Source organism: Streptomyces sp. NPDC028314 (assembly GCF_055565795.1).
In genome coordinates this window covers 71,728-95,724 of the sequence record NZ_JBVHTP010000006.1, presented here as the reverse complement: position 1 = coordinate 95,724, position 23,997 = coordinate 71,728, and the positions used below count along the sequence as shown (strand labels likewise).

Genomic DNA, 23,997 nt, shown 5'->3' with positions numbered 1-23,997 from the left:
ATCTGACGCCGCGCGCTGATCCACCGGGGATTACGGGACAGCCCTTAGGAAGCCGCGGCTTCGCGCAGGGCGCGCCGGCACAGGGAGTCGGCGTGCCGGGTGGTCTCGGGGATCCGGTAGCGGGGGCTCAGCGCGAGGGTGTGGGCGCAGGCGTTGTCGAGCGAGACCCGGTGGCCCACCGACACGTACACCGGCTTGATCCCGTCCTGCGTGCGCAGGGCCCGCCCGACCACGGTCCCGTCGGGCGCGAGCAGCGGGGCGCTCTCGGCGCGCGGGGCGCCCGGTTCCTCGTACGTGAAGGTGAAGGGGTTCTTCGCGACCCCGATGCTCGGCAGTCCGGTGACCACCCCGAGGTGGCAGGCCAGGCCGAAGCCGCGCGGGTGGGCCAGGCCGTAGCCGTCGCAGACGACGAGCCCGGGGGTGACGGTGAGGGCGTCGAGCGCGGCCAGCACCGTCGGCAGCTCGCGGAAGGCCAGCAGTCCGGGGACGTAGGGGAAGCTGACGTGCCCGACGGCGGTGGTCTGCTCCACCACTTCCAGGGTGGCCGCGTCGAGGACCACGGCGGCGGCCGCGACCAGGTCGCGTTCGTCGTCGTACGCGACGTCCACACCGGCGACGAGCCCGCTCCCGGGCGGCGGACCCGTCTCGTCCAGCACCACGTTCTTGCGCAGTTCGTCCTGTATCGCCCGGGCCTCGGCCTCGTCGGCGGGGGTCTTCGCAGTCGTCATGATGGAGCGAGAGTAGCCTGGCGATCATGTTCGTCATGGAGCTCACCTACACCGCGCCCGTGGAAGCCGTCGAAGAGCAGATGGATGCGCACATCGCCTGGCTGGACGGCTACTACGCGGCCGGCGTCTTCCTCGCCTCGGGTCGCAAGGTCCCGCGCGACGGCGGGATCATCCTGGCCGGCGGGGTCTCCCGTGCGGAGATCGAGAAGATCGCCGCCGAGGACCCCTTCACCGTGGCGGGCGTCTGCGTCTACCGCGTCACCGAGTTCCTCGCCACCAAGACCTCGGCGGACCTCGCCACGGTCCGCGAGAACCCGGCGGTGTAGCGCGGGGCCGGATGCGCGGACCTGGAAGTCCCGCCCCCGGTCCGGCGTCAGCGCCGTTCCAGGCGTCCCACCCGGCCCTTCTCCCCCGAGGCCCAGCAGCTGCCGTCCGCCGCGCAGTCGACCGTGTCGTACGAGCCCGTGTCCAGCGGCCGCCAGGTCCTGCCCCCGTCGAGGGTGACGTCCGTACCCGTCGGGCCCACCGCGAGGGCGGCTGCCCGGGCGTACGGGTGCCAGGCCGCACCCGACCGGTAGGCGGGCGGCGGGGTGGCCGCCGGGCGCCAGGTGCGGCCCGCGTCGGAGGACACGGCCGCGGCCCGGGGCGAGGCCTGGTCCGTGCGGTAGTCACCGCCGACCGCGAGGCCCGTCGTACGGTCGCGGAAGGCCAGGGCGAAGACCCCCCGGGCCGGATCGCCGGCCGGGACGGGGGATTCGGCCGCCCGCCAGGTGCGGCCGCGGTCCGCCGAGTGCAGCACCCGGGCGGCCGCTCCGCCGCCCGTGGCCAGCCAGACGTCCCGCGACCCGGCGCTGACCAGGCACTGGCCGCTCGCCGCGAAGCCCGCCTCGCCGGGGAGGGCGGCGGGCATCCCCGCGTCCGGCAGCACCTGCCAGTTCCGGCCGCCGTCGTCGGTGGACAGGATGCGGAACTTGCCGTCCACGGGGTCGCTCATGGCCAGCCCGTGCCGGGAGTCGAAGAAGGTCAGGCAGTCGTAGAAGGCCCGCGGGTCGGGGTTGCGGAAGCTCTCGGTCCAGGTCGCCCCGCCGTCGTCGGTCCGCAGCACCCGGGAGGCCTCTCCCTCACCGATGGACAGCGCCACCGCCCGCCGCGCGTCGAAGGCCTCGATGTCGCGCAGCTCCAGGCCCTCGGCGACGGCGCCCGGCGGCGAGACGTCGCGCCAGCTGCGCCCCCCGTCGGCCGTGCGCAGCACCGTCCCCTTCGAGCCGGCCACCCAGGCGGTGGAGCGGTTCACGGCCGCGAGCCCGCGCAGCCGTACGGTGTCCTTGCCCGTCGTCTTCAACGCCCAGCCCACGCCCCGCAGGTCGCGCAAGGCCCCGTCCGATCCGGCGTCCCGGCCGGCGTCGGCGGCCGTACCCGCGCCCGCATCCGCGCCCGCACTCGCGCCCGCATCCGGACCGCTGTCCGCCTGCACCGGTGAGGCCGGCACCGCCACCAGCAGAGCCGCCGCGAACATGCCAACTCCCAGAAGTCTCATGGCGCCGGAAGCTAACGCACGCCCGATGCGCCGTCCAGGGCGCGTCCGGCCGCCCCGGCCGACGGACGGGCCGCCCGGAAGCCGGGCCGGCCGACCGGTGTCGAAGGGTCGCCCGTCGGCCGACTGATCGTGCGCGGTGAACCGAGCGTGACGATGCCTGACGGCAGCGTGCGCGCCGGGATCTGAGCCCTGCTTTGCGCCTGTGGAGTGAGCGGGAACCAGCCTTACTGTGCCCACGCCCTGGCCTGCGGCTCCGGCCGGGTTCCTTGCCTCACACCTCCCCCACGGTCACTCTGTGCGATCACACGGGCGCGATCAAGCCAATCGGTGACACAGCTCACGCAACCGCGCGTGCACGGAATTGGCGATTCCGGCGTCTATCCGGTTGCCGGGTTCCACCCCACAGCCCGGCAGCAGATCCGCTGCAAGGGAGCGAGCCTTGATCACTGTCATCGAGCAGGCCGTGCAGGCCCGACTGGTCGCCACCGCACCTAAGGTCGAAACCGTGCCCGTCACGCTCTGCTACGACCGATCGGATCCCTTCGCCGTCCGCATGGCCTTCCCCGCACCGGCCACCCTGGAGGGCATCGAGATCTCCTGGACGTTCGCGCGCGAGCTCCTGGAATCCGGGCTCCAGCGCCCGTCCGGCTACGGCGACGTGCGCGTGCGCCCGTACGACGGCGAGCGGACCACCATCGAGTTCCACGCCACCGAGGGCGTCGCCATCGTCCTGATGACCACGGCCGATCTGCGCCGCTTCCTGGAGCGGGCCTCGACGGTCGTGCCGCCGGGGCTGGAGCACCTCTACCTCGACGTGGACCACAGCCTGGCCGAGCTGATGCGGGGCTCCTGCTGAGGCCCCCCGCCCACTAATCCGCTTGCGGGCGGCTCCGGCCGCCCGTAGCTTCGTGAACGCCCCATCGCCGCCGAAACGGAGCAGGACATTGCTCGTCTGAGGTCCGAGACACCGACCATCGTCATCCCTGTCACCGCCGTCCCCACCCGACCGCGCTGACAGACCGTCATGACCGTCGGCCGTCTCCCCGAGTTGCACGCGCCATTCACGCAACCTGGAGGCCTCCATGAGCCATGCCCCTACTTTTCTCACCTGCTCCGACCTGTCCTTCGCCTGGCCCGACGGGACGCCCGTCCTCGACGACTTCCAACTGACCGTCGGCCCGGGACGGACCGGCCTGATCGGACTCAACGGCTGTGGCAAATCAACCCTGTTGAAGCTGTTCGCCGGCCAGCTGACCCCCTCGGAAGGCAGGCTCTCCGTCGCCGGGACGGTCGGCTACCTCCCGCAGAACGTCACCCTCGACACCGCCCTGTGCGTGGACGAGGCGCTCGGCATCCACACCACCCGCGCCGCGCTCCACGCCATCGAGGCGGGTGAGGCCACGGAGGCGAACTTCACCGCCGTCGGGGACGACTGGGACGTGGAGGAACGCGCCCTGGCCACGCTCGACCAGCTCGGTCTCGCGCAGATCGGTCTCGACCGGACGGTGGGCGAACTGTCGGGCGGCGAGAGCGTCCTGCTGCGGCTGGCGGCGCTGCTGCTCGCCCGCCCGGACGTACTGCTGCTCGACGAGCCCACCAACAACCTGGACCTGCGCGCCCGGCGCCGCCTCTACGCGGCGGTCGAATCCTGGTCGGGGGTGATGGTGGTGGTGAGCCACGACCGGGAACTGCTGGAACGGGTCGACCAGATCGCCGAGCTGCGGGACGGCGAAGTCCGCTGGTACGGAGGGAACTTCACCGACTACGAGGAGATGCTCGCCGCCGAGCAGGAGGCGGCGGAGCGGATGGTCCGGGTCGCGGAGGCCGATGTGCAGCGGCAGAAGCGCGAACTGGCCGACGCCCAGGCCAAACTGGCCCGGCGCAAGCGCTACGGCCAGAAGATGTACGACACCAAGCGCGAGCCGAAGATCGTCATGGGTGCCCGCAAGCGCGCGGCCCAGGTGTCGGCCGGCAAGCACCGCATCATGCACACCGAGAAGCTGGCGGGCGCCCGGGAGCGGCTGGACCAGGCGGCGGAGGCGGTGCGCGACGACGACGAGATCCGGATCGAACTGCCCGCCACCCAGGTCCCGCCGGGCCGCCGCGTCCTGACCCTGAGCGGGCTGCACCTCGCCCACGGAGCCTCGGTCCCGGGCGAGTGGGAACTGCGCGGCCCGGAGCGGATCGCGCTCGTGGGCCGCAACGGCTCGGGCAAGACCACCCTGCTGCGCACGATCGCCGGGCTGCTCCCGCCGGTGTCCGGGGAGGCGGTCACGCACGTGCCGACGCGCTTCCTGCCGCAGCGGCTGGACTCGGCCCTGCTGGTCGACGACCGCTCGGTGGTGGAGAACGTGGCGCGGGTCGCCCCGCACGCGACGAACAACCTGATCCGGGCGCGGCTCGCGCACTTCCTGTTCCGGGGCGCCCGGGCGGACCGGACGGCCGGCACCCTCTCGGGCGGCGAGCGGTTCCGCGCGGCGCTGGCGGCCCTGCTGCTGGCGGAGCCGGCTCCGCAGCTGCTGATGCTGGACGAGCCGACGAACAACCTCGACCTGGCGAGCGTACGGCAGCTCACGCAGGCCCTGGAGTCGTACGAGGGGGCGTTGATGGTGGCCAGCCACGACGTGCCGTTCCTGGAGTCGATCGGCATCACGCGCTGGCTGCTGCTCGACGGCGAGCTCCGGGCGACGACGGCCGAGGAGGTCCGGGAGTCGCTGTGGGACGCGTAGCCCCCGTCTAGCCCCTGCCCGTGCCGTGCGCCCCGCCCGAGCGAGGCGGGGGCGGTAGCCTCCCCGGCCCCCGCGCACTCCCGCCCCGTAGACCCCCCGGTCCCCGCGCACTCCTCGCCCGCCCGGGGCGAGGGGGCGGGATTCCGTTCACCGTCGGCCGCTTCCCGGGGCGCCGGCCGGTCCTCCACCCTCGCGGCCGCCGCCGTGAGCCGGCCGGGCATCGTGCGGCTCGACCGCTCGCACGGCTCGGCGTTTCCGGATTCGCACATGTAGCTGTTGCGCCACCGGGGGCGGCCGGGGCGGCCGCGCTCACCGGCCCCGCCCGCCGACACCTCGCCCGGGAGCGCCCACGGCATCGCGCGGGGGCTCGCGGGGCCGGGCCGCCGCCGCGTCCGCGAAGGCCGCTCCGGTGGCGGCGTCCGAGACCGTCCGGGGCGATCCCTGCGCCGCAGCGGCGTTTGCCCCCACTCCTGCCGGGCAGACGCCGGGCGAAGGAACACCCCGGCACGGCGAGATCCACGGAGCATGTCACCGGCCCGGTCGACGCGTCCCACGCCCTGTCCTCCGCTGTCAAAGCGGCGCAGGCGCACCACCTACTGGCGTGATTCCACTCCTCATTTCGCCCGTCTAAACCCGCCCAAGGGCCCCTGGAACTGCATAGATAACCGGACGTAACCGGACATATGTCCGTTGGGGGCTTGGCTGGCCTTGATGTCGCGCTTAACCTACGACTCCGTAGGCTACGCAACCGTAGGTATCCGCTTGTCCCCCCAGGAGCACCCGTGACGATCACCTCTCCCCACCTCGGCAGCTCGGAGGCGTGGACTGACGCCAAGCTGCTGTTCGCGCTGGAAGAGGTGGTCGAACAGGAACTCAACCGCCACCTGAAGGTCACCAAGGACTGGATGCCCCACGAGTACGTGCCGTGGAGCGACGGCCGGAACTTCCCGGGCTTCTTCGAGGACGGCGAGGCCTGGAACCCGGAGCAGTCCAAGGTCACCGACATCGGCAAGATCGCCCTCGTGGTCAACCTGCTGACCGAGGACAACCTCCCCAGTTACCACCACGAGATCGCGACGCTTTTCGGCCGCAACGGCGCCTGGGGCACCTGGGTGCACCGCTGGACCGCCGAGGAGGGCCGCCACGGCATCGTGATGCGCGACTACCTGCTGGCCTCGCGCGCCGTGGACCCGGACAAGCTCGAAGCGTTCCGGATGCAGCACATGTCGGAGGGCTTCGAGTCCGACAACCGCCACTCGATGCTGCACTCCGTGGCGTACGTCGCCTTCCAGGAACTCGCGACCCGCATCTCGCACCGCAACACCGGCCACCAGTCCGGTGACCCGGTCTGCGACCGGATGCTGGCCCGCATCGCGCAGGACGAGAACCTGCACATGATCTTCTACCGCAACCTGCTGGGCGCGGCCTTCGAGATCGCCCCGGACCCGACGATGCAGGCCGTACGGGACGTCGTGGTCAACTTCCGGATGCCCGGACACGGCATGCCCGGCTTCGAGCGGATGGCCGCGCAGATGGCGATCGGCGGGGTCTACAACCTGCGGATCCACCACGACGACGTACTGAGCCCCGTGATCCGCTTCCTGAAGATCATGGACATCGACGGCCTCGGCCCCGAGGGCCTGCAGGCCCAGGAGGAACTCGGCCTCTTCATGGGCGGCCTGGACTCCGAGGCCCGCAAGTTCGACGAGCGCCTGGCCGCCCGCGCGGCACGCATCGCGGCCCGCAAGGCCTGACCGGTTTCCGCTCGCTCCGGCGGGTGACGCCGATTGCCCTGGCAGAGCCCCGCTCTGCCAGGGTTTCGCGTCATGACCCTGCTCCAGGTGGAAATCGACCAGCTCACCCGTCTGACCCGGGCCCTGGACGCCTCGCTGGTCTCCCTGCGGGAGGCCCGCAAGGCACTGGACCACGTACGGGCCGACCAGCTGGGCACCGCGGACCTCGACGCGGCCTGCGACGGCTTCCAGGAGAAATGGGCGTACGGCACGCGTGAGCTGACCAAACGCGTCAAGACCGTACGGGAGGGCGTGGACCGCAGCGCCGCCGAGTACGCCGAGCTGGACAAGGCCATCCGGGACGCGTTCCTCCGGGCCGCGGCCCATGGCTGAGCACCCCGCGCTGGGCTTCGACCCCGCGCCCGGGCACCCCGCCACCGTGCTGGGCCTGACCAAGAAGCTCAGCTCCTCGGCGGCCTCCCTCGGTGAGGCCTGCCGGGTGGTCGAAGCCCTGGTCGCGCAGAGCTCGGCCTGGCAGGGCGAGGCCGCCACCGCCTTCCGCGCCTCCCTGTCGAGCGAGCTCCCCCGCTACCTCCGCGCGGCCCACGCCTCCCTGGCGGACGCCGCCCGGCACCTCACGGCCTGGCACGACACCCTGCTGGCCCACCGCACCCTGGCGAGCCGCTACGAGTCCCAGGCCGCCGCCGCCCAGACGGACGAGGCCCTCTCCGACGCCCGCCGCCTGGCCCGCGAGCTCGCCTCGGAACACTCCGCGGCGGCCCGCCGCATCGCCAAGACCCTGAACACCGCGGTGGCGAAGCTGGCCCCGAAGGAGCCGGGGGTGCTGGAGTCGGTGTGGAACAAGATCGTGGACGACCCGGCCGACGCCCTGTCGAACGCGTCGGCGGTCCTGGGGGCGGTGGGGGCCGCCGTGGCCCTGTTCTGCCCGCCGGCGGGCCTCGCGGTGATGCTGGTCGCCGGAGGCCTCTCGCTGGCCGCCCTCGGGACCCATCTGGCAGACCCGAAGTTTCGCAAGCCCCTGACGGACGGGGTCACGAAGGGCGAGTTCGACGCGGACTTCTGGAAGAGCAGCGTGACTCTGCTCGGCGACAGCCTGGGTGCGGTCCCGGGTGTGGCTGCCGTGGCCTCCGGCGCCAAGGCCGGCACGGTGGCCGCCCGTGCCGCGATGGCCGTCCCCGAAGCCAGTGCCCTGGCCGGTCTCTCGCCGGGTGCAGGCACCTTCGCCCGCACCACCTGGTCAACGGGGCTCAGTCTCCAGGAGGTCGACAGCCCGCTCACCTCATGGGCCCTGCGGAGCACGGACCCCATGGTCAAGAAGACGGTTGGTGTGGCGATCCCGGCAACGGGCGCGGCAACGGCCGTTGCCGACTACGCCTCGGACAGCGACGCCGTGGAACAGACCTCCACGGGGGTGGACGGGGCGCGCGGCGTCCTGGACGACGGCCCCTCCGCTGCCGCGAAATCCGCCCGCGCCTGGTCACTGATGAGGTCTTGATGAGCCGCACCGCATTGCCACCTGTCTGGTTCAGGCTCCCTCCTGGCTTCCACGACATCGGCCCGGGTGATCGCTCCGCTCTTGACGCGGCAGCCGAGGCGCTCGGCAGCAGTGAGGCCCAGCGGCAGATCACCCAGCTCATGGACAGTCTTGATGAGCTGTCAGGGCACGATGTACTGCACACCGCGATCGGGTTGCACCCCGGCGATCCCGTCGGGATCTGCACCTCGCTCTTCTCACTGGCCGGCCGGCACACGAACGACTCGAACCCGCGGCTGGCCGTGGCGCGCACGGCCCTGGCCATCGCTCGGTCCCGTCTGTGGAACAACTCGATGCGGAGCATCATCGAGTTGCCGTCGGGCCTCCCGTGCTGCCTCGTAGCCGGAACCATGTCCGTGCCTGGCGTGGAGCGGGAGCTGTTCCAGGCCAGGGCCGCCCTGACGGACCCGGCTGGGCGGCACGTCCTGGTTCTCGATCTGACCAGCGCGTCGACCGAGCACGCCGATGCGTACACCGAGATCATCGAGGCCATCACGCACACCGTGTGCTTCGCCGACCCGGATCCCGGCCCACCGGGCGCACCGGGTACGTCGCGCATCTTGGAGGTTCTCCTGTGACGCTCCTGCTGACGAAGGTCGCCTGGGACCACCCTCCTACCGCGCTCGGCTACAGGCGACTCGTCGTCCGGCGCATCGCCTGGCTCCTCGGCCTTGTCACCCCGGTGGTGATCGCGTTGATGTGTCTCGCGTTCGCATGGACCCGGCCTGCCCTGCCCGTCCTGGCTTGCGTGGTCATCGGGCCGTACGTGCCGGTGGTGACCATCGCCTTCTGCCGACGGCAACGCGTCGCATCCGTACTTCAGGCGTACCAGTGGCGCGAAGTAGCCGGCCGGCATGATCCTCGACGTTCGTCGATCATCGACATCCGCTTCACGGATGATCTCGTGCCCGCGTACCGGATGTTTCCCTTCGCCGCCCGGGTCACCAGCGACGATCACCCCGGCCGGATCTGGTTCGCCGGGGATCCCCGGTTCGGTGGGGTCGTGTCGCCCGTCGGGGGGCACTATCCCGTGCGGGTCGTGCCCGACAGGGTGCCGGCGGACGGGTGGGGCGGTGGGGATGACGGGCTCGCGCTGCGGGTGGGGTTGATGCGGCGGAGCGGGAAGGGGACGCAGACCTGATCAGCTGCGCGGGCGGAGGGCGAGGCGCTCGGATTCCGAGAGGCCGCCCCAGACGCCGAAGCGCTCGTCGTTCGCCAGGGCGTACTCCAGGCACGCCGCCCGCCCCTCGCACGCCCCGCACAGCCGCTTCGCGTCGCGCAGCGAGGAGCCGGGCTCCGGGAAGAAGAAGCCCGGGCCCGTCTGGGCGCACAGGGCGAGTTCGTACCAGGCGGGGGCGGCCGTGGCGGTGGTCGGCCGCTCACTCGTGTTCATCGACATGACGCAGATACTGACCGCCGCCGATGGACGTCCGATCAACGCCTGATCAACACCCCGCCGGACAGCGGCGCGCCCGGCCCTACGCCTGCTCGTGCAGCCACTTCTCCAGCGCGGCGAAGTCCGCGTGGGTGAGGCCCGTGCGGGGGTCGACGCGGTGGAGCAGGGCGGGGGCCGGGTGGTGGGCGGCCACCCAGGCCCGGTCGGCGGGGGTGATCTCGTCGTCGACCCAGACGAAGGGCCGTCCGGCGGCCCAGCCGACCAGCGCCCGGGTCTTCCAGTGCAGGCCGGGCGGCTCGTGCTCGCCGGTCTCTTCCGGCCAGCCGACGACCGGCAGGCGTGGCAGGCCGATCCGCGGGGCGACGTACGCGTTCGCGTCGTCCATCCACGTCGTGGCCCACACCAGGTCGCACCGTAGCGCCGTCAGCCGTGCCCCGTGACCGGGGTCGAGCCTGGCCAGCAGCGGGTTCTCGTCCGCCGCCTGCGGGTCGGGGCCCGTGCGGTACCCGCTGCCGCCGAAGGGGATGAGCGGGCCGTCGACGTCGAGGAAGAGGAGAGGCCGGGGCGGGCGCGGGCGCGGGCGGTATCCGGTACTGATCACCAGCGCACGGTAGCGTCCGCCCCCGGCCGTCAGTCCTCGTGTTTCGCCCGGCTCGGCTGCACCCGCTTGGGCTCGCCGGGCATCTTCGGATAGTCCGGCGGGTACGGCATGTCGCCGAGGCCGTGCTCGTGTTCCTGCCGGTCGGCGAGTTCCAGTACCGCGTCCAGCGTGAAGGCGTGATCGTCCATGTCGGCGTGCAGGTCGCCCAGTTCCGCGAAGCGCGCCGGCATGGTGACGATGTCGAAGTCCCGGGGCTCCGCGTCGTCCACCTCGTCCCAGCGCAGCGGAGCCGACACGGGGGCGTGCGGGCGCGGGCGGACGGAGTACGCCGAGGCGATGGTGCGGTCGCGGGCCGTCTGGTTGTAGTCGACGAAGATCCGCTCGCCGCGCTCCTCCTTCCACCAGGCCGTGGTGACCTTGCCCGGCATCCGCCGTTCCAGCTCGCGGCCCAGGGCGATCGCGCAGCGCCGGACCTCGGTGAACGTCCAGCGCGGCGCGATCGGCACGAAGACGTGCAGCCCGCGCCCGCCCGAGGTCTTGGGCCAGCCGCGCAGCCCCAGTTCCTCCAGCAGTCCGCGCAGCTCGTGGGCGGCCGCCACCGCGTGGTGGTAGTCGGTGCCCGGCTGCGGGTCCAGGTCGATGCGCAGCTCGTCCGGCCGGTCGGTGTCCTCGCGGCGCACCGGCCAGGGGTGGAAGGTGAGGCAGCCCAGGTTGGCGGCCCACAGTACGGCGGCCGGCTCGGTCGGGCAGATCTCGTCGGCCGTCCGGCCACTGGGGAAGGCGATGTGGGCGGTCGGGATCCAGTCGGGAAGGTTCTTCGGGGCCCGCTTCTGGAAGAAGGACTCGCCGTCCACCCCGTCCGGGAACCGCTCCAAAGTGGTGGGGCGGTTGCGCAGGGCGCGGGTGATGCCGGGGGCGACCGCCAGGTAGTACTCGGCGACGTCCCGCTTGGTGAGCCCGCGCTCGGGAAAGTAGACCTTGTCCGGGCTGGACAGCCGGACCGTCCGCCCTCCCGCCTCCAGCTCGATGGCATTGCCCGCAGCACCCATGTGCGCCACGGTAGGCGGGCCCGGCCGGGTGCGCATACCGGGCGCGGCCGGACGTACCACCGCACAATCATGGACATGGATCTGCCGGTGATGCCCCCCGTGAAGCCGATGCTCGCCAAGTCCGTGGCGAAGATCCCGCCCGGCATGCAGTACGAGGCCAAATGGGACGGCTTCCGGGCGATCGCCTTCCGCGACGGCGACGAGGTCGAGATCGGCAGCCGCACCGGCAAGAGCCTGACGAGGTACTTCCCCGAGCTGGTGACCGCGCTCAGGGACAATCTGCCGGACCGCTGCGTGGTGGACGGCGAGATCGTGATCGTCCACGACGGCCGGCTCGACTTCGACCGGCTGACCGAGCGGATCCACCCCGCCTCGTCCCGCGTCGAACTGCTCGCCGGGACGACCCCCGCCAGCTTCGTCGCCTTCGATCTGCTCGCCCTCGGCGACCGGGCGCTCCTCGACGCCCCGCTCACCGAGCGCCGTACCGCCCTCGCCCATGCCCTTTCCACCGCCCGGCCCCCCGTCCACCTCGCGCCCTCGACCACCGACCCGGCGCTCGCGCGGGAGTGGTTCGACCGATTCGAGGGGGCCGGGCTCGACGGGGTGATCGCCAAACCCCTCGATCTCCCCTACCGGCCCGATGCCCGCCTCATGTTCAAGATCAAGCACGAGCGTACGGCCGATGTCGTCGTCGCCGGTTTCCGTTTCCACAAGAGCGGTCCGATCATCGGATCGCTGCTCCTCGGCCTGTACGACGACCGCGGCGCGCTCCAGCACGTGGGCGTCTGCGCCGCCTTCCCCATGAAACGCCGGGCCGAACTCGTCGAGGAGCTCGAACCGCTGCGGATGCCCGACCCCGAGGGCCACCCCTGGGCGGCCTGGGCCGAGGAGTCCGCGCACGAGAGCGCGCGGCTGCCCGGCGCGCAGAGCCGCTGGACCGGCAAGAAGGACCTGTCCTGGGTGCCGCTGCGCCCCGAGCGCGTCTGCGAGGTGCGGTACGACCACATGGAGGGCGACCGCTTCCGGCACACCGCGCAGTTCGGCCGCTGGCGGCCCGACCGGACGCCGGAGAGCTGTACGTACGCCCAGCTGGAGGAGGTCGTGGGCTACGACCTCGCGGAGGTGCTGGGGCCGGGCGGCCCCGGCTGACGGCCGGGCCCGCAGCCGCCCGGGAGCAGCCGAGGGGGGAGCCCCCGCCCGCAACCCTCAGCCCTCAGCCCTCAGCCCTCAGCCCCCAGCCCCCAGCCCCCAGCCCTCCGTCAGCTTCTCCCACTCCGCCCGGTCCGGCCCCACCGCGTTCGGCGCGTAGCCCGGCCGCTCCGCCAGCCAGCGCGCCACCCGCGCCCTGATCTCCGGGTCCGCGTACGCCCGTTCCGGCGGGTCGGCCAGGTGCCGGACCCGCGCCCGGGCCCGCATCACCTCCGGGTCCTCCAGCGCGCAGTCGAACAGCGCGGCCACCTCCCGCGCCGGCCCCGTACGCCCGGCCCGCGTCGCGAACCGCTCCCCGATGGCGGAGTCGGCCACGACCTGGAAGTCGAACCACGGCTTCAGGGTCCGCACCGCCCAGGCGTGGTACTCGGCGGCGAACCGGACCGAACCCGGGTCCTGGTGCGCCGTCCGCGCCACCCGGCTCGCGGCCCACAGCGCGAGCGAAGTCCCCTGCCCCAGGGTCGGGTTGGTGTGCGTGACGGCGTCCCCGACGGGCACCATCGCGCTCACGACCGGACCGTTCTCATCGGCCAGCGCGGACCACCGGTTGTCCAGGCTCGCGGTGGCCAGTACGTCGGACAGCGGCTCGCCGCCCAGCGCCAGCCACGCGGCGCCCGGCGGGAAGGAGCGCGCGGCGGTCTCGAAGACACCCGGATCGCGCAGTGCGGAGCGCGTGGGGTCCTCGGTGTGCACGAACAGGGTCACGGCGAAGACCCGGTTGTCGGCGGGGAACACGGCGCACCCGGCGAAGGCGCCCCCGGTGACCGCCCAGGGGCGGCGCGGCCCCTCGTCCATCCCGTCGGGCAGCCGGTACCAGCGGCAGAAGTACGCGAGCCCCGTGCGGTGCCGTTCCACGACGGGCGGACGGCAGCCGGCCGCGGTCAGCCAGCGCTCGGCGCCGCCCCGCCGCCCGCCCGCGTCGACGACGAGGTCGCCCCGGTACCTCCCGGTCTGCGAGGCCACCCCCGTGACCCGGATCCCGTCGGGCTCCGTGACCGTGGTGAGCCCGGTGACCGGCTCCCCGTAGCGGGCGACCACGCCCGGTTCGGCGCGCACAGCCCCGGACAGGGCGCTCTCCAGGACGATGCGCCGGGCCTGGATCATGACGAGGTCCTGGTCGCCGGGGCGTGCGGGCGGAGGTGTGTCGAACCAGTCGAGCTCGTGCCGCTCGCGGGCCCCGAGCCGGAGCATCTCCGCGTGGACGTCGGGCAGTTCGCGGCGCAGCACGTTGCGTGCGGCGCCGAGCAGCGCGTGCGGCTGGGCGGCCTGGGGCACGGAGGGGCGGCGCCAGTCGAAGAAGTCGCGGTCGAGGGCGGGGCCGGGGACCCGGGTGTCGCGTTCGAAGAGCTCGACGGTGTGTCCGCGCCGGGCGGCGAGCAGGGCGGTCGCCTGCCCTCCGATGCCTCCGCCGATGACCAGCAGATGTGCCATTGCGCCCCCCTGAGCCCAGGAACCGTACGACGATCACACCGACCAGAGCCTGCGCGGCCGGACCCTGACCGAAACCCGCACGGTTGTCCGAGTCTCACTCTTCGAACGGTCGGAGCCCGGCAGCGGGGGCTGCGATCACCCGGAGTCCCCCCGGTGCGCCCGAAGCGCGCCGCGGGTCTCCGCCGCGACCAGGTCGGCATTGATGGCGACGGCCGCCCGCACCCCCTGCGCGGCGGAACCCGCGACCTGCTCCATCGGGGCGGTCACATTGCCCGCGGCCCACACCCCGGGCAGGGCGGTCGCCCCGGTCTCCGGGTCCGAGCCGACGCAGGTGCCGATCACCCGGCCGTCCCGCTCGACCTCGGCCACGGCCAGCCCCAGGCCGGTCAGCACCCCGGAACGGGCCACGAACCGCGGAGCCACCACCAGCGCCCGGCAGTCCACGACCCGGCCGCCCGCCAGGACCGCTCCGGCCAGCCGGTCGTCCGCGGCGACGGCCAGGCCCGTCACCTCACCCTCGACCACCTCGACGCCCCGGGCCGCGAGCAGCTCGCGGTCCTGCGCACCCGGCGCCCAGGTGTGGGCCAGCAGCGTCACCCGGTCGCTCCACTGCCGCCACAGCTGCGCCTGGTGCACGGCGAGCGCCCCGCGCTCCCGCACGGCCAGTACGGCGAGCGGCAGATCCCGGACCTCCCAGCCGTGGCAGTACGGGCAGTGCAGCACGTCCCGCCCCCATCGGGCGCGGAGTCCGGGCACCGGCGGAAGCTCGTCCACCAGCCCGGTCGCGACCAGCAGCCGCCGCGCCCGTACGGCCGAGCCGTCCCCGCAGCGCACCAGGAACCCCCCGTCGGGTTCGCGGTCGGCGGCGACGGCGGTACCGGCCGCCCCGGCCCGGATCCGCGCCCCGTACCCGGCGGCCTCCTCCCGGCCCCGGGCCAGCAGTTCGGCGGGGCTCGTGCCGTCGTGGCCGAGGTACCCGTGCAGGTGTGCGGCGGGGGCGTTGCGCGGGCTGCCGGAGTCGAGCACCAGCACCGACCGGCGCGCCCGCGCCAGGGTCAGCGCCCCGGCGAGCCCGGCCGCACCGCCGCCCACGACCACCACATCCGCCTCGTCCACCCCAGTCGTCACATGGTTCATGCCTCCGAGGGTGGCCCCGGCCCGGCCGGCTTGACAAATGTTCTTGCCGAACCGGCAAATGGAGGCACGGCCGCCGACGAACGGGAACGGCGGCGGGCCGCGGACCCGGACCCGGAAGGACGCCCATGACCGCCGGACACACCGGGCACAGCGAGCACGCCGAACGCCCCGAACGCGCCGCCCCCCGGCCCAACGCCGTCGTCGGCGTCGGGCTGATCGTGGTCGCCGCCGACGGCCGGGTGCTGCTCGGCCGGGCCCACGACGGCCGCTGGGAACTGCCGGGCGGCAAGGTCGACCCCGGGGAGGGCTTCGAGCAGGCGGCGGCCCGCGAACTCGCCGAGGAGACGGCGCTGCGGACCGACCCCGACACCATCGAGGTACTGGCCGTCCACATCGACTCCAAGCCCGGCCTGACCCGGCTGACGGCCGCTGCCGTGACCCACACCGCCGAGGGCACCCCCACGGTCACCGAACCACACAAGATCACCCGCTGGTCGTGGTTCGCCCCCGCCGAGATCCCCACCGCCCTCTACGCCCCGTCCGCGGGAGTCCTGCGCGCCTGGCGCCCCGAGCTGGCGGCGGCCGTGCCGCCGGCCCAGACGGCCCGGTCTGCCGAGCCGGCCCAGCCGGCCCCCACGTTCACCTACCCGACCGCGAAGCCCGGGAACGCCGCGAAACCCTGAGGCGCCGTGCCCCCACCCCACCCCACACCCCCTACCGCCGCACCAGCACCCTCGGCGCGAAGTTCCCCTCGCCCAGGTCCTCCGCCAGCAGCCGCTTGGCGATCGCGTCCGCCGCCGCCCGCAGCTCCGCGCTCCGCGGCCGGCCGCGGTCCTTCTCCAGCTGGTCCCCGAGCCACGAGGCCCACGCGCGCGAGATGACCGCCGCCTCCCGCTCTCCGGCCGGGGTGAGCGAGAAGAAGGTGGCCTCCCGGGTCAGGTACCCCTCCTCCACCATCCGGTCGAAGACCGGCAACAGCACCTCCGGCGGGAGCGATCGCCGCGCCGAGATCAGTCCGAGGCTCGCGTACCCGACCGTCCGGGTCAGCAGGTCCACCTGCATCACCGTCCACGCACCCGCCATGTCGAGCCGGGTGTCCGAGGCGCTGACGATCCCGCGCGCCGTCTCCGGTCCCATGGTCCGTACGAGCTTGCCCACCGCCAGCTCCAGCAGCTTCGCCGAGTCCCCCGAGGCCGTGGCCGGCGAGCCGAAGCCGTCACCCATGTCCGTCGACCCGGCCCGGGCGCTGTCGCGCAGCGGGACCTGCTTGAGGAAGAGGGCGACGACGAAGCCGAACACCGCCACCGGCACGGTCCACAGGAACACCGTGTGCAGCGCCTGGGCGTAGGCGTCGATGATCGGTCCGGCGGCGGCCGGATCCAGCCCGTGCACCCCCTGCGGGCTCTGCGCGGCGTCGAACAGCAGCGCTGGGTCCGTTCCGGTCGCCCGCGCGGCCTCCGCGACCCCCGCCTTCAGTGCGGGCCCCAGGCTGTTGGCGTAGATCGTGCCGAAGACCGCGGTCCCGAAGGCGCTGCCGAGCGTACGGAAGAAGGTGACCCCGGAGGTCGCCGTACCGAGGTCGGCGTAGTCGACGGTGTTCTGCACGGCGATGGTCAGGACCTGCATGGACAGGCCGATGCCGGCGCCGAGCACGAACATGTACAGCGATTCCAGCCAGGCACCGGTACCGGGCCCCATCCGCGAGAGCAGGTACAGCCCCAGCCCCATCACGGCGCAGCCCACGATGGGGAAGATCCGGTACCTCCCGGTCTTGCTGGTCGCGTTGCCGCTGAAGACGGAACAGATCAGCAGGCCGATGACCAGCGGCAGGGTCCGTACGCCCGAGACCGTGGCCGAGTCCCCGTCCACGTACTGCAGGTAGGTGGGCAGGAAGGTCATCGCCCCGAGCATCGCGAAGCCGACGACGAAGCTCAGTACGGAGCACACCGTGAAGACCGGGTTCCGGAAGAGCCGCATCGGCAGCATCGGCTGCGCGGCCCGCGTCTCGACCAGGCAGAACAGACCCAGGGCGAGCACGCCGACCGCGAAGAGGCCGATGATGATCCCCGAGCTCCAGGCGTACTCGTTCCCGCCCCAGCTGGTCGCCAGGATCAGCGCGCTCGCGCCGAGCGCGACCAGGGCGATGCCGAGGTAGTCGATGACCGGCTTGCCGACGGCCCGCACGGCGGGGATCGTGCGGGCGGCCGCGACGACGACGAGGATCGCGATGGGGACGTTGACGTAGAAGCACCAGCGCCAGCTCAGCTGGTCGGTGAACAGGCCGCCGAGCAGCGGCCCGATGACGGTGGCGACGCCGAAGACGGCGCCGATCAGGCCCTGGTACTTGCCGCGTTCGCGCAGCGGCACCACATCGGCGATCAGCGCCATCGCGGTGACCATGAGTCCGCCGGCGCCGATGCCCTGGACGCCGCGCCACAGGATGAGCAGGGTCATGTTGCCCGCGAGGCCGCACAGGAACGAACCGGTGATGAAGATGACCGCCGAGATCTGGAAGATCAGCTTCCGCCCGAAGAGGTCACCGAACTTGCCGACCAGCACGGTCGCGACGGTCTCGGCGAGCAGGTACGCGGTGACCACCCACGACATGTGGTCCCCGCCGCCGAGGTCGCCGACGATGGTGGGCAGGGCGGTGCCCACGATCGTCTGGTCGAGTGCGGCGAGCAGCACGCCCAGCATGATCGTGCCGAAGACGACATTGCGCCGCCGCCGGTCGAGCACGGGGGGCGCCGCGGCGACAGCGGGGGCAGTGGTCACATGTCGCACTCTCACAGCGCCCCCGCCGCGCCGCATGCGGCACTAGCCCGTACGGCCGATACCGCCACGGCTGGTGCCCGCCCGCCGCCCGGCACCCCCGCTCGCCCCTGTCACCGCAGGTAGGCGAGCCCCGGATGCTCAGCCGCGTACCCGTCCAGCAGCCGCCGGGCCACGCCCACCGAGTCCACGAGCGGATGCAGCGCGAAGGCCTTGACCGCATCGGCCCGCGAGCCGCTCGACGCGGCGGCGAGCACCTCCCGCTCGACCGCCTTGACCGAGGTCACCAGCCCGACCGCGTGCAGCGGCAGCGGGGCCACGCCCACCGGGTGCGCCCCGTTGGCGTCGACGAGGCAGGGCACCTCGATGACCGCCTCGGCGTCGAGGACCGTCAGGGTGGAGCCGTTGCGGACGTTGAGGATGAGGGTGCTCCGCTCGTCCCGGGCGATGGCCCGCATCAGGGAGAGCGCGACCTGCTCGTAGCCGCCGGACTCCAGGTCGCTCTCGTCCCGCTCGCCGACCCCGGCGGCCTCGCGGTTCTCGGCCATGTACGTGGCCTCGCGCTCGGCCCGGGTCCGTTCCCACGCGGCGAGGGCCGCGCCGCCGGGCTGCCCCGCCCGGCCGGCCTCGGCGTAGAAGCCGCGCTGCTGGTCGCGCAGGAAGGCCCCGCGCGTCTGCTCGGCCTCCTGGTACGCCCGTACGGTGTCGCGGTTGAAGTAGTAGTAGTGCAGGTACTCGTTCGGGATCGCGCCGAGCGAGCGCAGCCACTGGGCCCCGAAGAGCCGCCCCTCCTCGAAGGACTCCAGGGCCTCGTCATCGGCGAGCAGCCGGGGCAGTTCGTCGCGGCCGCCGATGCGCAGGCCCCGGACCCAGCCCAGGTGGTTGAGGCCGACGTAGTCGATCCAGGCCTCCCCCGGGCCGGCCCCCAGCAGCCGGGCGATGCGCCGCCCCAGCCCCACCGGGGAGTCGCAGATGCCGATCACCCGGTGTCCGAGCTCCTCGGCCATCGCCTCGGTCACCAGCCCGGCCGGATTGGTGAAGTTGATGACCCAGGCGTCCGGGGCACTGCGCGCGATCCTGCGTGCGATCTCACGGGCCACCGGGACGGTCCGCAGCCCGTACGCGATCCCGCCCGCGCCGACCGTCTCCTGGCCCAGCACTCCCTCGGCCAGGGCGATCCGCTCGTCGGCGGCGCGTCCGTCGAGGCCGCCGACGCGGATGGCGGAGAAGACGAAGTCGGCTCCGCGCAGGGCCTCGTCGAGGTCCCCGGTGGCCACCACGGCCGGCGCGTCCGGTACCCCGGCGGCCTGGTCCGCGAGCACCCGGGCCATGGCGGTGAGCCGGCCGGGGTCCTCGTCGTACAGCGTCACACGGGTCACCCGGCCCTCGGCGCGGTCACCGAGGAGTGCTCCGTAGACGAGCGGTACGCGGAATCCGCCCCCGCCGAGGATGGTCAGCCGCACGCCCCTACCGCCCTTCGCCAGTGCCACGATCGGTGACACGGATCCGGGGCCCGGACGCGGTGGCGCGTCCGGCGCGACCCCGATCGGTGGCATCCGCCGCACGGCACACGATCAAGGCCTCCAGTGTGCCCCGGCGGAGGTCCGCCGGGGTCAGTCCCCCAGCGACGGCACGGCGCGCAGCCGGGCCCCCTGCTGGTGCGGGAAGGCCGTCCCGCCGCGGACCGGACCGGGCGGCAGGCCCTGCGGCGCCGAGAGGACGAGGGTGATCCGGGTGAAGCCCATCTCGTCGAGCATCCGGCTTGATTCCGCCACCATCCGGCAGCGCACCAGACCCCGGAGCGGGTCGGGGTGGCGCACGGTGCGCACGGCCCCGTCCTGCTCGGCGGCCGCCGCACCGTGGGTGCTCAGCCAGTGCGGGACGCCGTAGCGGTAGGCGGCCTCCATGAACGGGTCACGGGCGACCTCCTGACGGATGCTCCGCAGCCCCTCGTCCTCCGGGGAGGCGGCCAGCGCGGTGGCGAACTGGGCCAGCAGCGGTACGCACCAGGCCGGTTCGTGGTCCTCCAGCACGGCGGCGGCGTCCGGGTGGAACAGCACGAAGCGCAGGAAGTTGTCGTCCGGCAGGGCGGTCGGATGCGGGCGTACGGACTGGAAGAGCTGGTCGAAGGCGGAGTTGGTCAGGGCCACGTCCCAGCGGTGGTCGACCAGGAAGCTCGGGTAGGGCACGGCCTCCATCAGGGCCGCGTAGTCGCACAGGTAGTCGCGCTTGGCCGGATCGCCGGGCAGCCGGTTCTCCTCGGCCGCCCGCCAGGTGGGCGGCGGGTCCCGGTCGACCATGACCCGGAACAGCCAGAAGCACTGCCGCTCGCTCATCTCCAAGGCCTCGGCCAGGGCGAGCAGTTTGCGGTCGGTCCATTCCTTGACCAGGCCGCGTTCCCAGTTTCCGTACGCGCGCACACTGATGCGCAGCCGTGCGGCGAGGTCTTCCTGACTCAGCCCCAGTTCCTCGCGGCGCTGGCGCAAAATCTCCTTGCGTCGCTCCGACCGCACTGCGCCACGGGCGGACTCGTCGCCCGCCAGGCGTTCCTCACCGGCTCGGGCGAGGCCATCGGACGGGCCCACCGCTGCGAGATGTGGCACCGAGAGCTCCCCCTCCTCACGGTCTGGATCTTCATTTCCGTGTGGCGATCCTGCTACCGACTTCATTCGAGTGTCAACTATTGTGGCAATTCCAGCCGGGCGACAGCTCATTCCCGCCACAGCTGTGGCAAGTTCTGGCCCTCGCGCGAGAGACCGGATAGATTCCCTGAGGCCGACCACGTGCCTGTACCGACCTCGCGCGATCTAGGAGAACCACTGGTGACAGACGGCTTCCCGGCTCCCGTCGCGGTGGCCAACGTGTCTCTGGCAGCCACCGTCACGCGGGTAGCCGAACTGGCGGGCAAGCTGGGCCGCGACCTCAACCAGGTCTTCGACCTGCGAAAGCTCTCCGATGCCTCCGGCGTCCCCACGGACGTGGTCAAAACGCTCCTCGACGGCCGGCTGGCCGGCGAACCCGATCTGCAGACGCGCTTCCTCCAGCGGCTCGACCTGCTCCGGCGCACCCGGGTCAAACCCAACGGCCGCCGCTACACTCAGCAGGAGATCGCGGACGGCGCGGGCATGTCGCGGCAGCAGGCGGGCGCTCTGATCAACGGCGACCGGCGGCCCACGATGGAGCACTGCGACGCGATCCAGCGGTTCTTCGGGGTGCACGCGGGCTTCCTCACCGCCCACGACGCCGATGCCCTCACCGACGCGCTCCAGCGGACCGAGCAGCAGCTGCTGCAGGACTTCGCCGGACGCGAGCGGCAAACCGTACCGGCCGAGGCCGCTTCGACGGGCGATCCGCTGGCAAGACTCCTCCAGAACCACGGAGTGCGGGGCATCGCCTGGCGCGCCGCACAACTGCCCAGCGACAAGCACCGGGACAAGGTGACCGAATGGCTGGACATGCTTCTCGAAAGCGTCAAACCGAACGAATCATGACCCAGTCGAAAGTCTGGATCTGATCCTTGAGTCCTGATCCGGATCCGCGCCGACGGGGAGAACGGTGAGCATAGGCAGAGAGCAGCGGCGGTTGTGCGGGGAACTGGTGGCCGGCCTCAAGCTGACCGCCCCCGTGGAACCTGTGGACCTCTACGCCGCCCTCTGCGAGGGCATGAGCAGACACCGCGGGCGCCGGGTGGAGTTCCGGATGGCCTCGTTCCCGCAGGGGACGGCCAGCGGCCTGTGGCTCGACATGGCGGACCGCGATCTGGTGGTCATCGAGGAGCGCACGGCGCCGGACCACCAGCTGGTGATCCTGGGCCACGAGCTGTGGCACATGAAGGCCGGCCACTGCAGCCACCACGTCGACGGCGCCGCCGTCGCCGCCCGGATGCTGACCGGTGAAGCGGATCTCGGCGAGACGGTCCGCAGCGTGGCCGCACGCACGCGCGCCGACGTCCAGGAGGAGACCGAGGCCGAGACCTTCGGCCTGCTCCTGGGCAGCCGGTGCCGGACCTGGCTGGCCGGATCCTCCGGCCAGCGGGCACCCGCGCAGCGCGACCAGCTGGCAGGCCGCATCGAGACCTCCCTCGGCTACCGGGGGCACAGGAACGAGCATTGAACGGACAGGATTACTACATCCCGGCAATCGCGATGGGGATCTCCCTCGTCTTCAAACTGCCGGCGCTGCGGGCCAACTGGCGCGACCCGCTGCTGCGCTCCGTCTGCTTCCTGATGCTCATGGTGGGAGCGGTGTTCACCTTCGCCGCCCCGCCGACCATCGAGGCCGTCAACCGCTGGACCGGAATCACCAACTTCTCCGCCCCGCTGGTGTACTGCCTGATGACGGCCTTCAGCGCGTCCTGTCTCGTACTGATCTTCAACTGGCGCGGCGGGCCGGCGGAGGAGATCCGGCGCACCTCCCGCCGCTGGATCGTCGGCTACTCCGCCGTGATCGCCGTCATCGTCGTCCTGTTCGCGCTCGGCTCCACCCCGACGGAGCGGCTGCGCGACTTCGACACCTACTACGCGAACACCCCGTACATCTGCGCGATGATCGCCATCTACCTGGTGGCGCACAACGTGGCCGCCATGACCATGGTGGCCATGTGCTGGCGCTGGTCCCTCCAGGTGCGCGGCTGGCTGCGCACCGGGCTCGTGATCATCGTGTGCGGCTACGTCTTCAGCCTCACCTACGACGCCACCAAGATGTCCGCGGTCGTGGCGCGCTGGGCCGGGCACGACCTCGACGACCTCAGCACCTACGTGGCCCCGCCGCTCGCCGCGGTGGGCGCACTCGTCAGCGCGGTCGGCTTCGTGGTGCCGCTGCTCTGCCAGCGGCTGTCGGACAGCTGGCGCACCTGGTCGACGTACCGCCGCCTGGGCACGCTCTGGCACGAGGTGCAGCGCACCGCGCCCGCCGGCACGCCCTGCGTGCGGATGTCCTGGTGGTCCCCGGCCGAGATCCGGGTGATCCAGCGCGAGTCGGACATCCACGACGGGTTCCTGCGGCTCGGGCCCTGCTTCGACCGCCGCCACCGGGACCACGCCTACGAACGGGCCCTCGCCGCCGGGGCGGACGAGGCGACGGCCCGCGCGGTGGCCGACGCGGCGATGGTGGCGGCGGCCGTGAGCACCAGCGCGACCGACCCCGACGGCAACGGCATCGGGGACGAGGAGCACCACGTCCTGATCACCGCCGACGGGCCGCGTGATCTCCTGCGGATCTCCCACGCCCTGCGGCACTCACCGGTGGTGGCCGCGGCCCGCCGCGAGGCGGCCCTGTCCAAGGCCGCCCCGTAGCCCCGGGCCGCCGCCCCCTACTCCTACTTCGCCGCGGCCGACACCGACAGCGCCGGGAACAGGTCCTCGAAGGGCTGCGCCGAATCGATCCCGTCCCTGCCGTAGGGGGCGTCGAAGCTCCACACCATGAACAGCAGGAACACGATCAGCGCGCTGAACAGCCCGGCCAGCAGCAGCTCCCGCCCCGACCGCCGGATCTGCAGGGTGAAGATCAGACCCACCGTGACCACCCCGCCGACCAGCAGCCCGAACCACACCACTCCCGGCAGCGTCGACTCGTCGCTCTGCATCCGCGAGTGCCGGGCGTCGTCGGCGGCCGCGATGTGGTCGAGCAGCGGCTGGTACGCCTGCGCCTGGAGCTCGTTGGCCGGGCTCTGGTGGGTGATGTCGCCGCGCAGCTTGCCGAGCAGCGCGGCGCCCTCGGCGGAGGCGGCCTCCCCGGAGGTCAGCCGCGGCCAGTCCACGTCCACCGTGTGGGAGACGTACGCGTTCACCTCGCCGCGGATCCGGTCGCGCACGGGGGCCGGGTAGACGTCGGCGCGCTGGGTGACCTCGTAGAGCGACTGGGCCTCGCGGCGCACGCTGTCCTCGGCGGCGCCGCGCGCCTCCCAGACTCCCGCGATGGCCAGGCCCAGGACGATCGCGTAAACCACGCCGACCATCATCGTCATGTACTCGATGACGTCGGGGGTTTCGCTGGTGTCCTCGTCCTCCGCGACCCGGCGGTGCCTGATCGTGGTGATGCTGAGGACGAGGGCGCAGACGAGCGCCATGGCGATGGCCAGAACCAGCCATTCGGACACGAGGGATCTCCCGTTCGTGGGGT

General features: G+C 72.6%; 24 protein-coding genes. 13 read left to right on the top strand and 11 right to left on the bottom strand.

The genetic code is table 11. The features are described 5' to 3' along the window. Positions 1-44 precede the first annotated feature (44 nt). Complete coding sequence (locus tag ACZ4TG_RS15905) at positions 45-728, bottom strand: endonuclease V (RefSeq protein ID WP_468162893.1); 684 nt, start codon at positions 726-728, stop codon at positions 45-47. Between the two features lie 26 nt (positions 729-754). On the opposite strand from ACZ4TG_RS15905, the gene ACZ4TG_RS15900 reads away from it, so the two are divergent. After that, positions 755-1,054 (top strand): YciI family protein, encoded by a 300-nt coding sequence (locus tag ACZ4TG_RS15900; RefSeq protein WP_468162891.1) that lies wholly within the window; start codon positions 755-757, stop codon positions 1,052-1,054. 47 nt (positions 1,055-1,101) lie between these two features. On the opposite strand, the gene ACZ4TG_RS15895 is transcribed toward ACZ4TG_RS15900, so the two are convergent. Further along, positions 1,102-2,244 (bottom strand): WD40/YVTN/BNR-like repeat-containing protein, encoded by a 1,143-nt coding sequence (locus ACZ4TG_RS15895; RefSeq protein WP_468162889.1) that lies wholly within the window; start codon positions 2,242-2,244, stop codon positions 1,102-1,104. 460 nt (positions 2,245-2,704) lie between these two features. On the opposite strand from ACZ4TG_RS15895, the gene ssgD reads away from it, so the two are divergent. The 7 genes from ssgD (at position 2,705) to ACZ4TG_RS15860 (ending at position 9,423) form a co-directional block, all read left to right on the top strand. Then, positions 2,705-3,121 (top strand): spore wall synthesis regulator SsgD, encoded by a 417-nt coding sequence (gene ssgD / locus ACZ4TG_RS15890; RefSeq protein WP_468162887.1) that lies wholly within the window; start codon positions 2,705-2,707, stop codon positions 3,119-3,121. A 226-nt stretch (positions 3,122-3,347) separates the two neighbouring features. Beyond that, positions 3,348-4,994 (top strand): ABC-F family ATP-binding cassette domain-containing protein, encoded by a 1,647-nt coding sequence (locus tag ACZ4TG_RS15885; protein WP_468162885.1) that lies wholly within the window; start codon positions 3,348-3,350, stop codon positions 4,992-4,994. A 782-nt stretch (positions 4,995-5,776) separates the two neighbouring features. After that, entirely contained in the window at positions 5,777-6,748 is a 972-nt protein-coding gene (locus ACZ4TG_RS15880) for an acyl-ACP desaturase (protein WP_468162883.1), read from the top strand. A gap of 72 nt (positions 6,749-6,820) precedes the next feature. Next, a complete protein-coding gene (locus ACZ4TG_RS15875) occupies positions 6,821-7,120 on the top strand; it encodes a hypothetical protein (RefSeq protein WP_468162881.1) in 300 nt (99 codons plus the stop codon). After that, positions 7,113-8,243 carry a hypothetical protein gene (locus ACZ4TG_RS15870; RefSeq protein WP_468162879.1) on the top strand — a complete coding sequence of 377 codons (1,131 nt, stop codon included), beginning with the start codon at positions 7,113-7,115 and terminating at the stop codon, positions 8,241-8,243. Before ACZ4TG_RS15875 ends, ACZ4TG_RS15870 begins: the two co-directional genes overlap by 8 nt. After that, positions 8,243-8,860 (top strand): hypothetical protein, encoded by a 618-nt coding sequence (locus ACZ4TG_RS15865; protein WP_468162877.1) that lies wholly within the window; start codon positions 8,243-8,245, stop codon positions 8,858-8,860. The genes ACZ4TG_RS15870 and ACZ4TG_RS15865 overlap by 1 nt, the downstream gene beginning before the upstream one ends. Next, on the top strand, positions 8,857-9,423 hold the full coding sequence (locus ACZ4TG_RS15860) for a hypothetical protein (RefSeq protein ID WP_468162875.1): 567 nt from the start codon (positions 8,857-8,859) through the stop codon (positions 9,421-9,423). The genes ACZ4TG_RS15865 and ACZ4TG_RS15860 overlap by 4 nt, the downstream gene beginning before the upstream one ends. On the opposite strand, the gene ACZ4TG_RS15855 is transcribed toward ACZ4TG_RS15860, so the two are convergent. From ACZ4TG_RS15855 to ligD, 3 genes are all read right to left on the bottom strand, one after another. Continuing rightward, complete coding sequence (locus ACZ4TG_RS15855) at positions 9,424-9,681, bottom strand: WhiB family transcriptional regulator (protein WP_468162873.1); 258 nt, start codon at positions 9,679-9,681, stop codon at positions 9,424-9,426. It abuts the gene before it with no gap. Positions 9,682-9,760: 79 nt separating this feature from the next. Beyond that, positions 9,761-10,276: an HAD domain-containing protein gene (locus tag ACZ4TG_RS15850; RefSeq protein WP_468163436.1), complete on the bottom strand. Its 516-nt coding sequence runs from the start codon at positions 10,274-10,276 to the stop codon at positions 9,761-9,763. A 32-nt stretch (positions 10,277-10,308) separates the two neighbouring features. After that, positions 10,309-11,328 (bottom strand): non-homologous end-joining DNA ligase, encoded by a 1,020-nt coding sequence (gene ligD, locus ACZ4TG_RS15845; protein ID WP_468162871.1) that lies wholly within the window; start codon positions 11,326-11,328, stop codon positions 10,309-10,311. Between the two features lie 75 nt (positions 11,329-11,403). Here ligD and ACZ4TG_RS15840 point away from each other — a divergent pair, with 75 nt between their 5' ends. Beyond that, positions 11,404-12,477, top strand: a complete 1,074-nt coding sequence (locus ACZ4TG_RS15840; protein WP_468162869.1) for an ATP-dependent DNA ligase — start codon at positions 11,404-11,406, stop codon at positions 12,475-12,477. A gap of 78 nt (positions 12,478-12,555) precedes the next feature. Here ACZ4TG_RS15840 and ACZ4TG_RS15835 read toward each other — a convergent pair whose 3' ends face one another. Further along, on the bottom strand, positions 12,556-13,968 hold the full coding sequence (locus tag ACZ4TG_RS15835) for an NAD(P)/FAD-dependent oxidoreductase (RefSeq protein WP_468162867.1): 1,413 nt from the start codon (positions 13,966-13,968) through the stop codon (positions 12,556-12,558). 135 nt (positions 13,969-14,103) lie between these two features. Beyond that, positions 14,104-15,105, bottom strand: a complete 1,002-nt coding sequence (locus ACZ4TG_RS15830) for an NAD(P)/FAD-dependent oxidoreductase (protein WP_468162865.1) — start codon at positions 15,103-15,105, stop codon at positions 14,104-14,106. A 125-nt stretch (positions 15,106-15,230) separates the two neighbouring features. Between ACZ4TG_RS15830 and ACZ4TG_RS15825 the strand changes: the two genes are divergently transcribed. After that, entirely contained in the window at positions 15,231-15,788 is a 558-nt protein-coding gene (locus tag ACZ4TG_RS15825) for a nucleotide triphosphate diphosphatase NUDT15 (protein WP_468162863.1), read from the top strand. A 31-nt stretch (positions 15,789-15,819) separates the two neighbouring features. On the opposite strand, the gene ACZ4TG_RS15820 is transcribed toward ACZ4TG_RS15825, so the two are convergent. The 3 genes from ACZ4TG_RS15820 to ACZ4TG_RS15810 form a co-directional block, all read right to left on the bottom strand. Then, entirely contained in the window at positions 15,820-17,916 is a 2,097-nt protein-coding gene (locus tag ACZ4TG_RS15820) for an MDR family MFS transporter (RefSeq protein ID WP_468162861.1), read from the bottom strand. A 74-nt stretch (positions 17,917-17,990) separates the two neighbouring features. After that, the gene (locus ACZ4TG_RS15815; RefSeq protein ID WP_468163434.1) at positions 17,991-19,340 is read right to left on the bottom strand and encodes a 6-phospho-beta-glucosidase; all 1,350 of its coding nucleotides are present in this window, start codon (positions 19,338-19,340) and stop codon (positions 17,991-17,993) included. Positions 19,341-19,490: 150 nt separating this feature from the next. Next, positions 19,491-20,363 carry a helix-turn-helix domain-containing protein gene (locus tag ACZ4TG_RS15810; protein WP_468162859.1) on the bottom strand — a complete coding sequence of 291 codons (873 nt, stop codon included), beginning with the start codon at positions 20,361-20,363 and terminating at the stop codon, positions 19,491-19,493. A 336-nt stretch (positions 20,364-20,699) separates the two neighbouring features. Here ACZ4TG_RS15810 and ACZ4TG_RS15805 point away from each other — a divergent pair, with 336 nt between their 5' ends. The 3 genes from ACZ4TG_RS15805 (at position 20,700) to ACZ4TG_RS15795 (ending at position 23,171) form a co-directional block, all read left to right on the top strand. Continuing rightward, positions 20,700-21,368 carry a helix-turn-helix domain-containing protein gene (locus tag ACZ4TG_RS15805; protein ID WP_468162857.1) on the top strand — a complete coding sequence of 223 codons (669 nt, stop codon included), beginning with the start codon at positions 20,700-20,702 and terminating at the stop codon, positions 21,366-21,368. 64 nt (positions 21,369-21,432) lie between these two features. After that, complete coding sequence (locus tag ACZ4TG_RS15800; protein ID WP_468162855.1) at positions 21,433-21,990, top strand: toxin-antitoxin system, toxin component; 558 nt, start codon at positions 21,433-21,435, stop codon at positions 21,988-21,990. Next, a complete protein-coding gene (locus tag ACZ4TG_RS15795) occupies positions 21,987-23,171 on the top strand; it encodes an MAB_1171c family putative transporter (protein ID WP_468162853.1) in 1,185 nt (394 codons plus the stop codon). Before ACZ4TG_RS15800 ends, ACZ4TG_RS15795 begins: the two co-directional genes overlap by 4 nt. Positions 23,172-23,194: 23 nt before the next feature. On the opposite strand, the gene ACZ4TG_RS15790 is transcribed toward ACZ4TG_RS15795, so the two are convergent. Next, the gene (locus ACZ4TG_RS15790; protein ID WP_468162851.1) at positions 23,195-23,974 is read right to left on the bottom strand and encodes a bestrophin-like domain; all 780 of its coding nucleotides are present in this window, start codon (positions 23,972-23,974) and stop codon (positions 23,195-23,197) included. Positions 23,975-23,997: the final 23 nt, after the last annotated feature.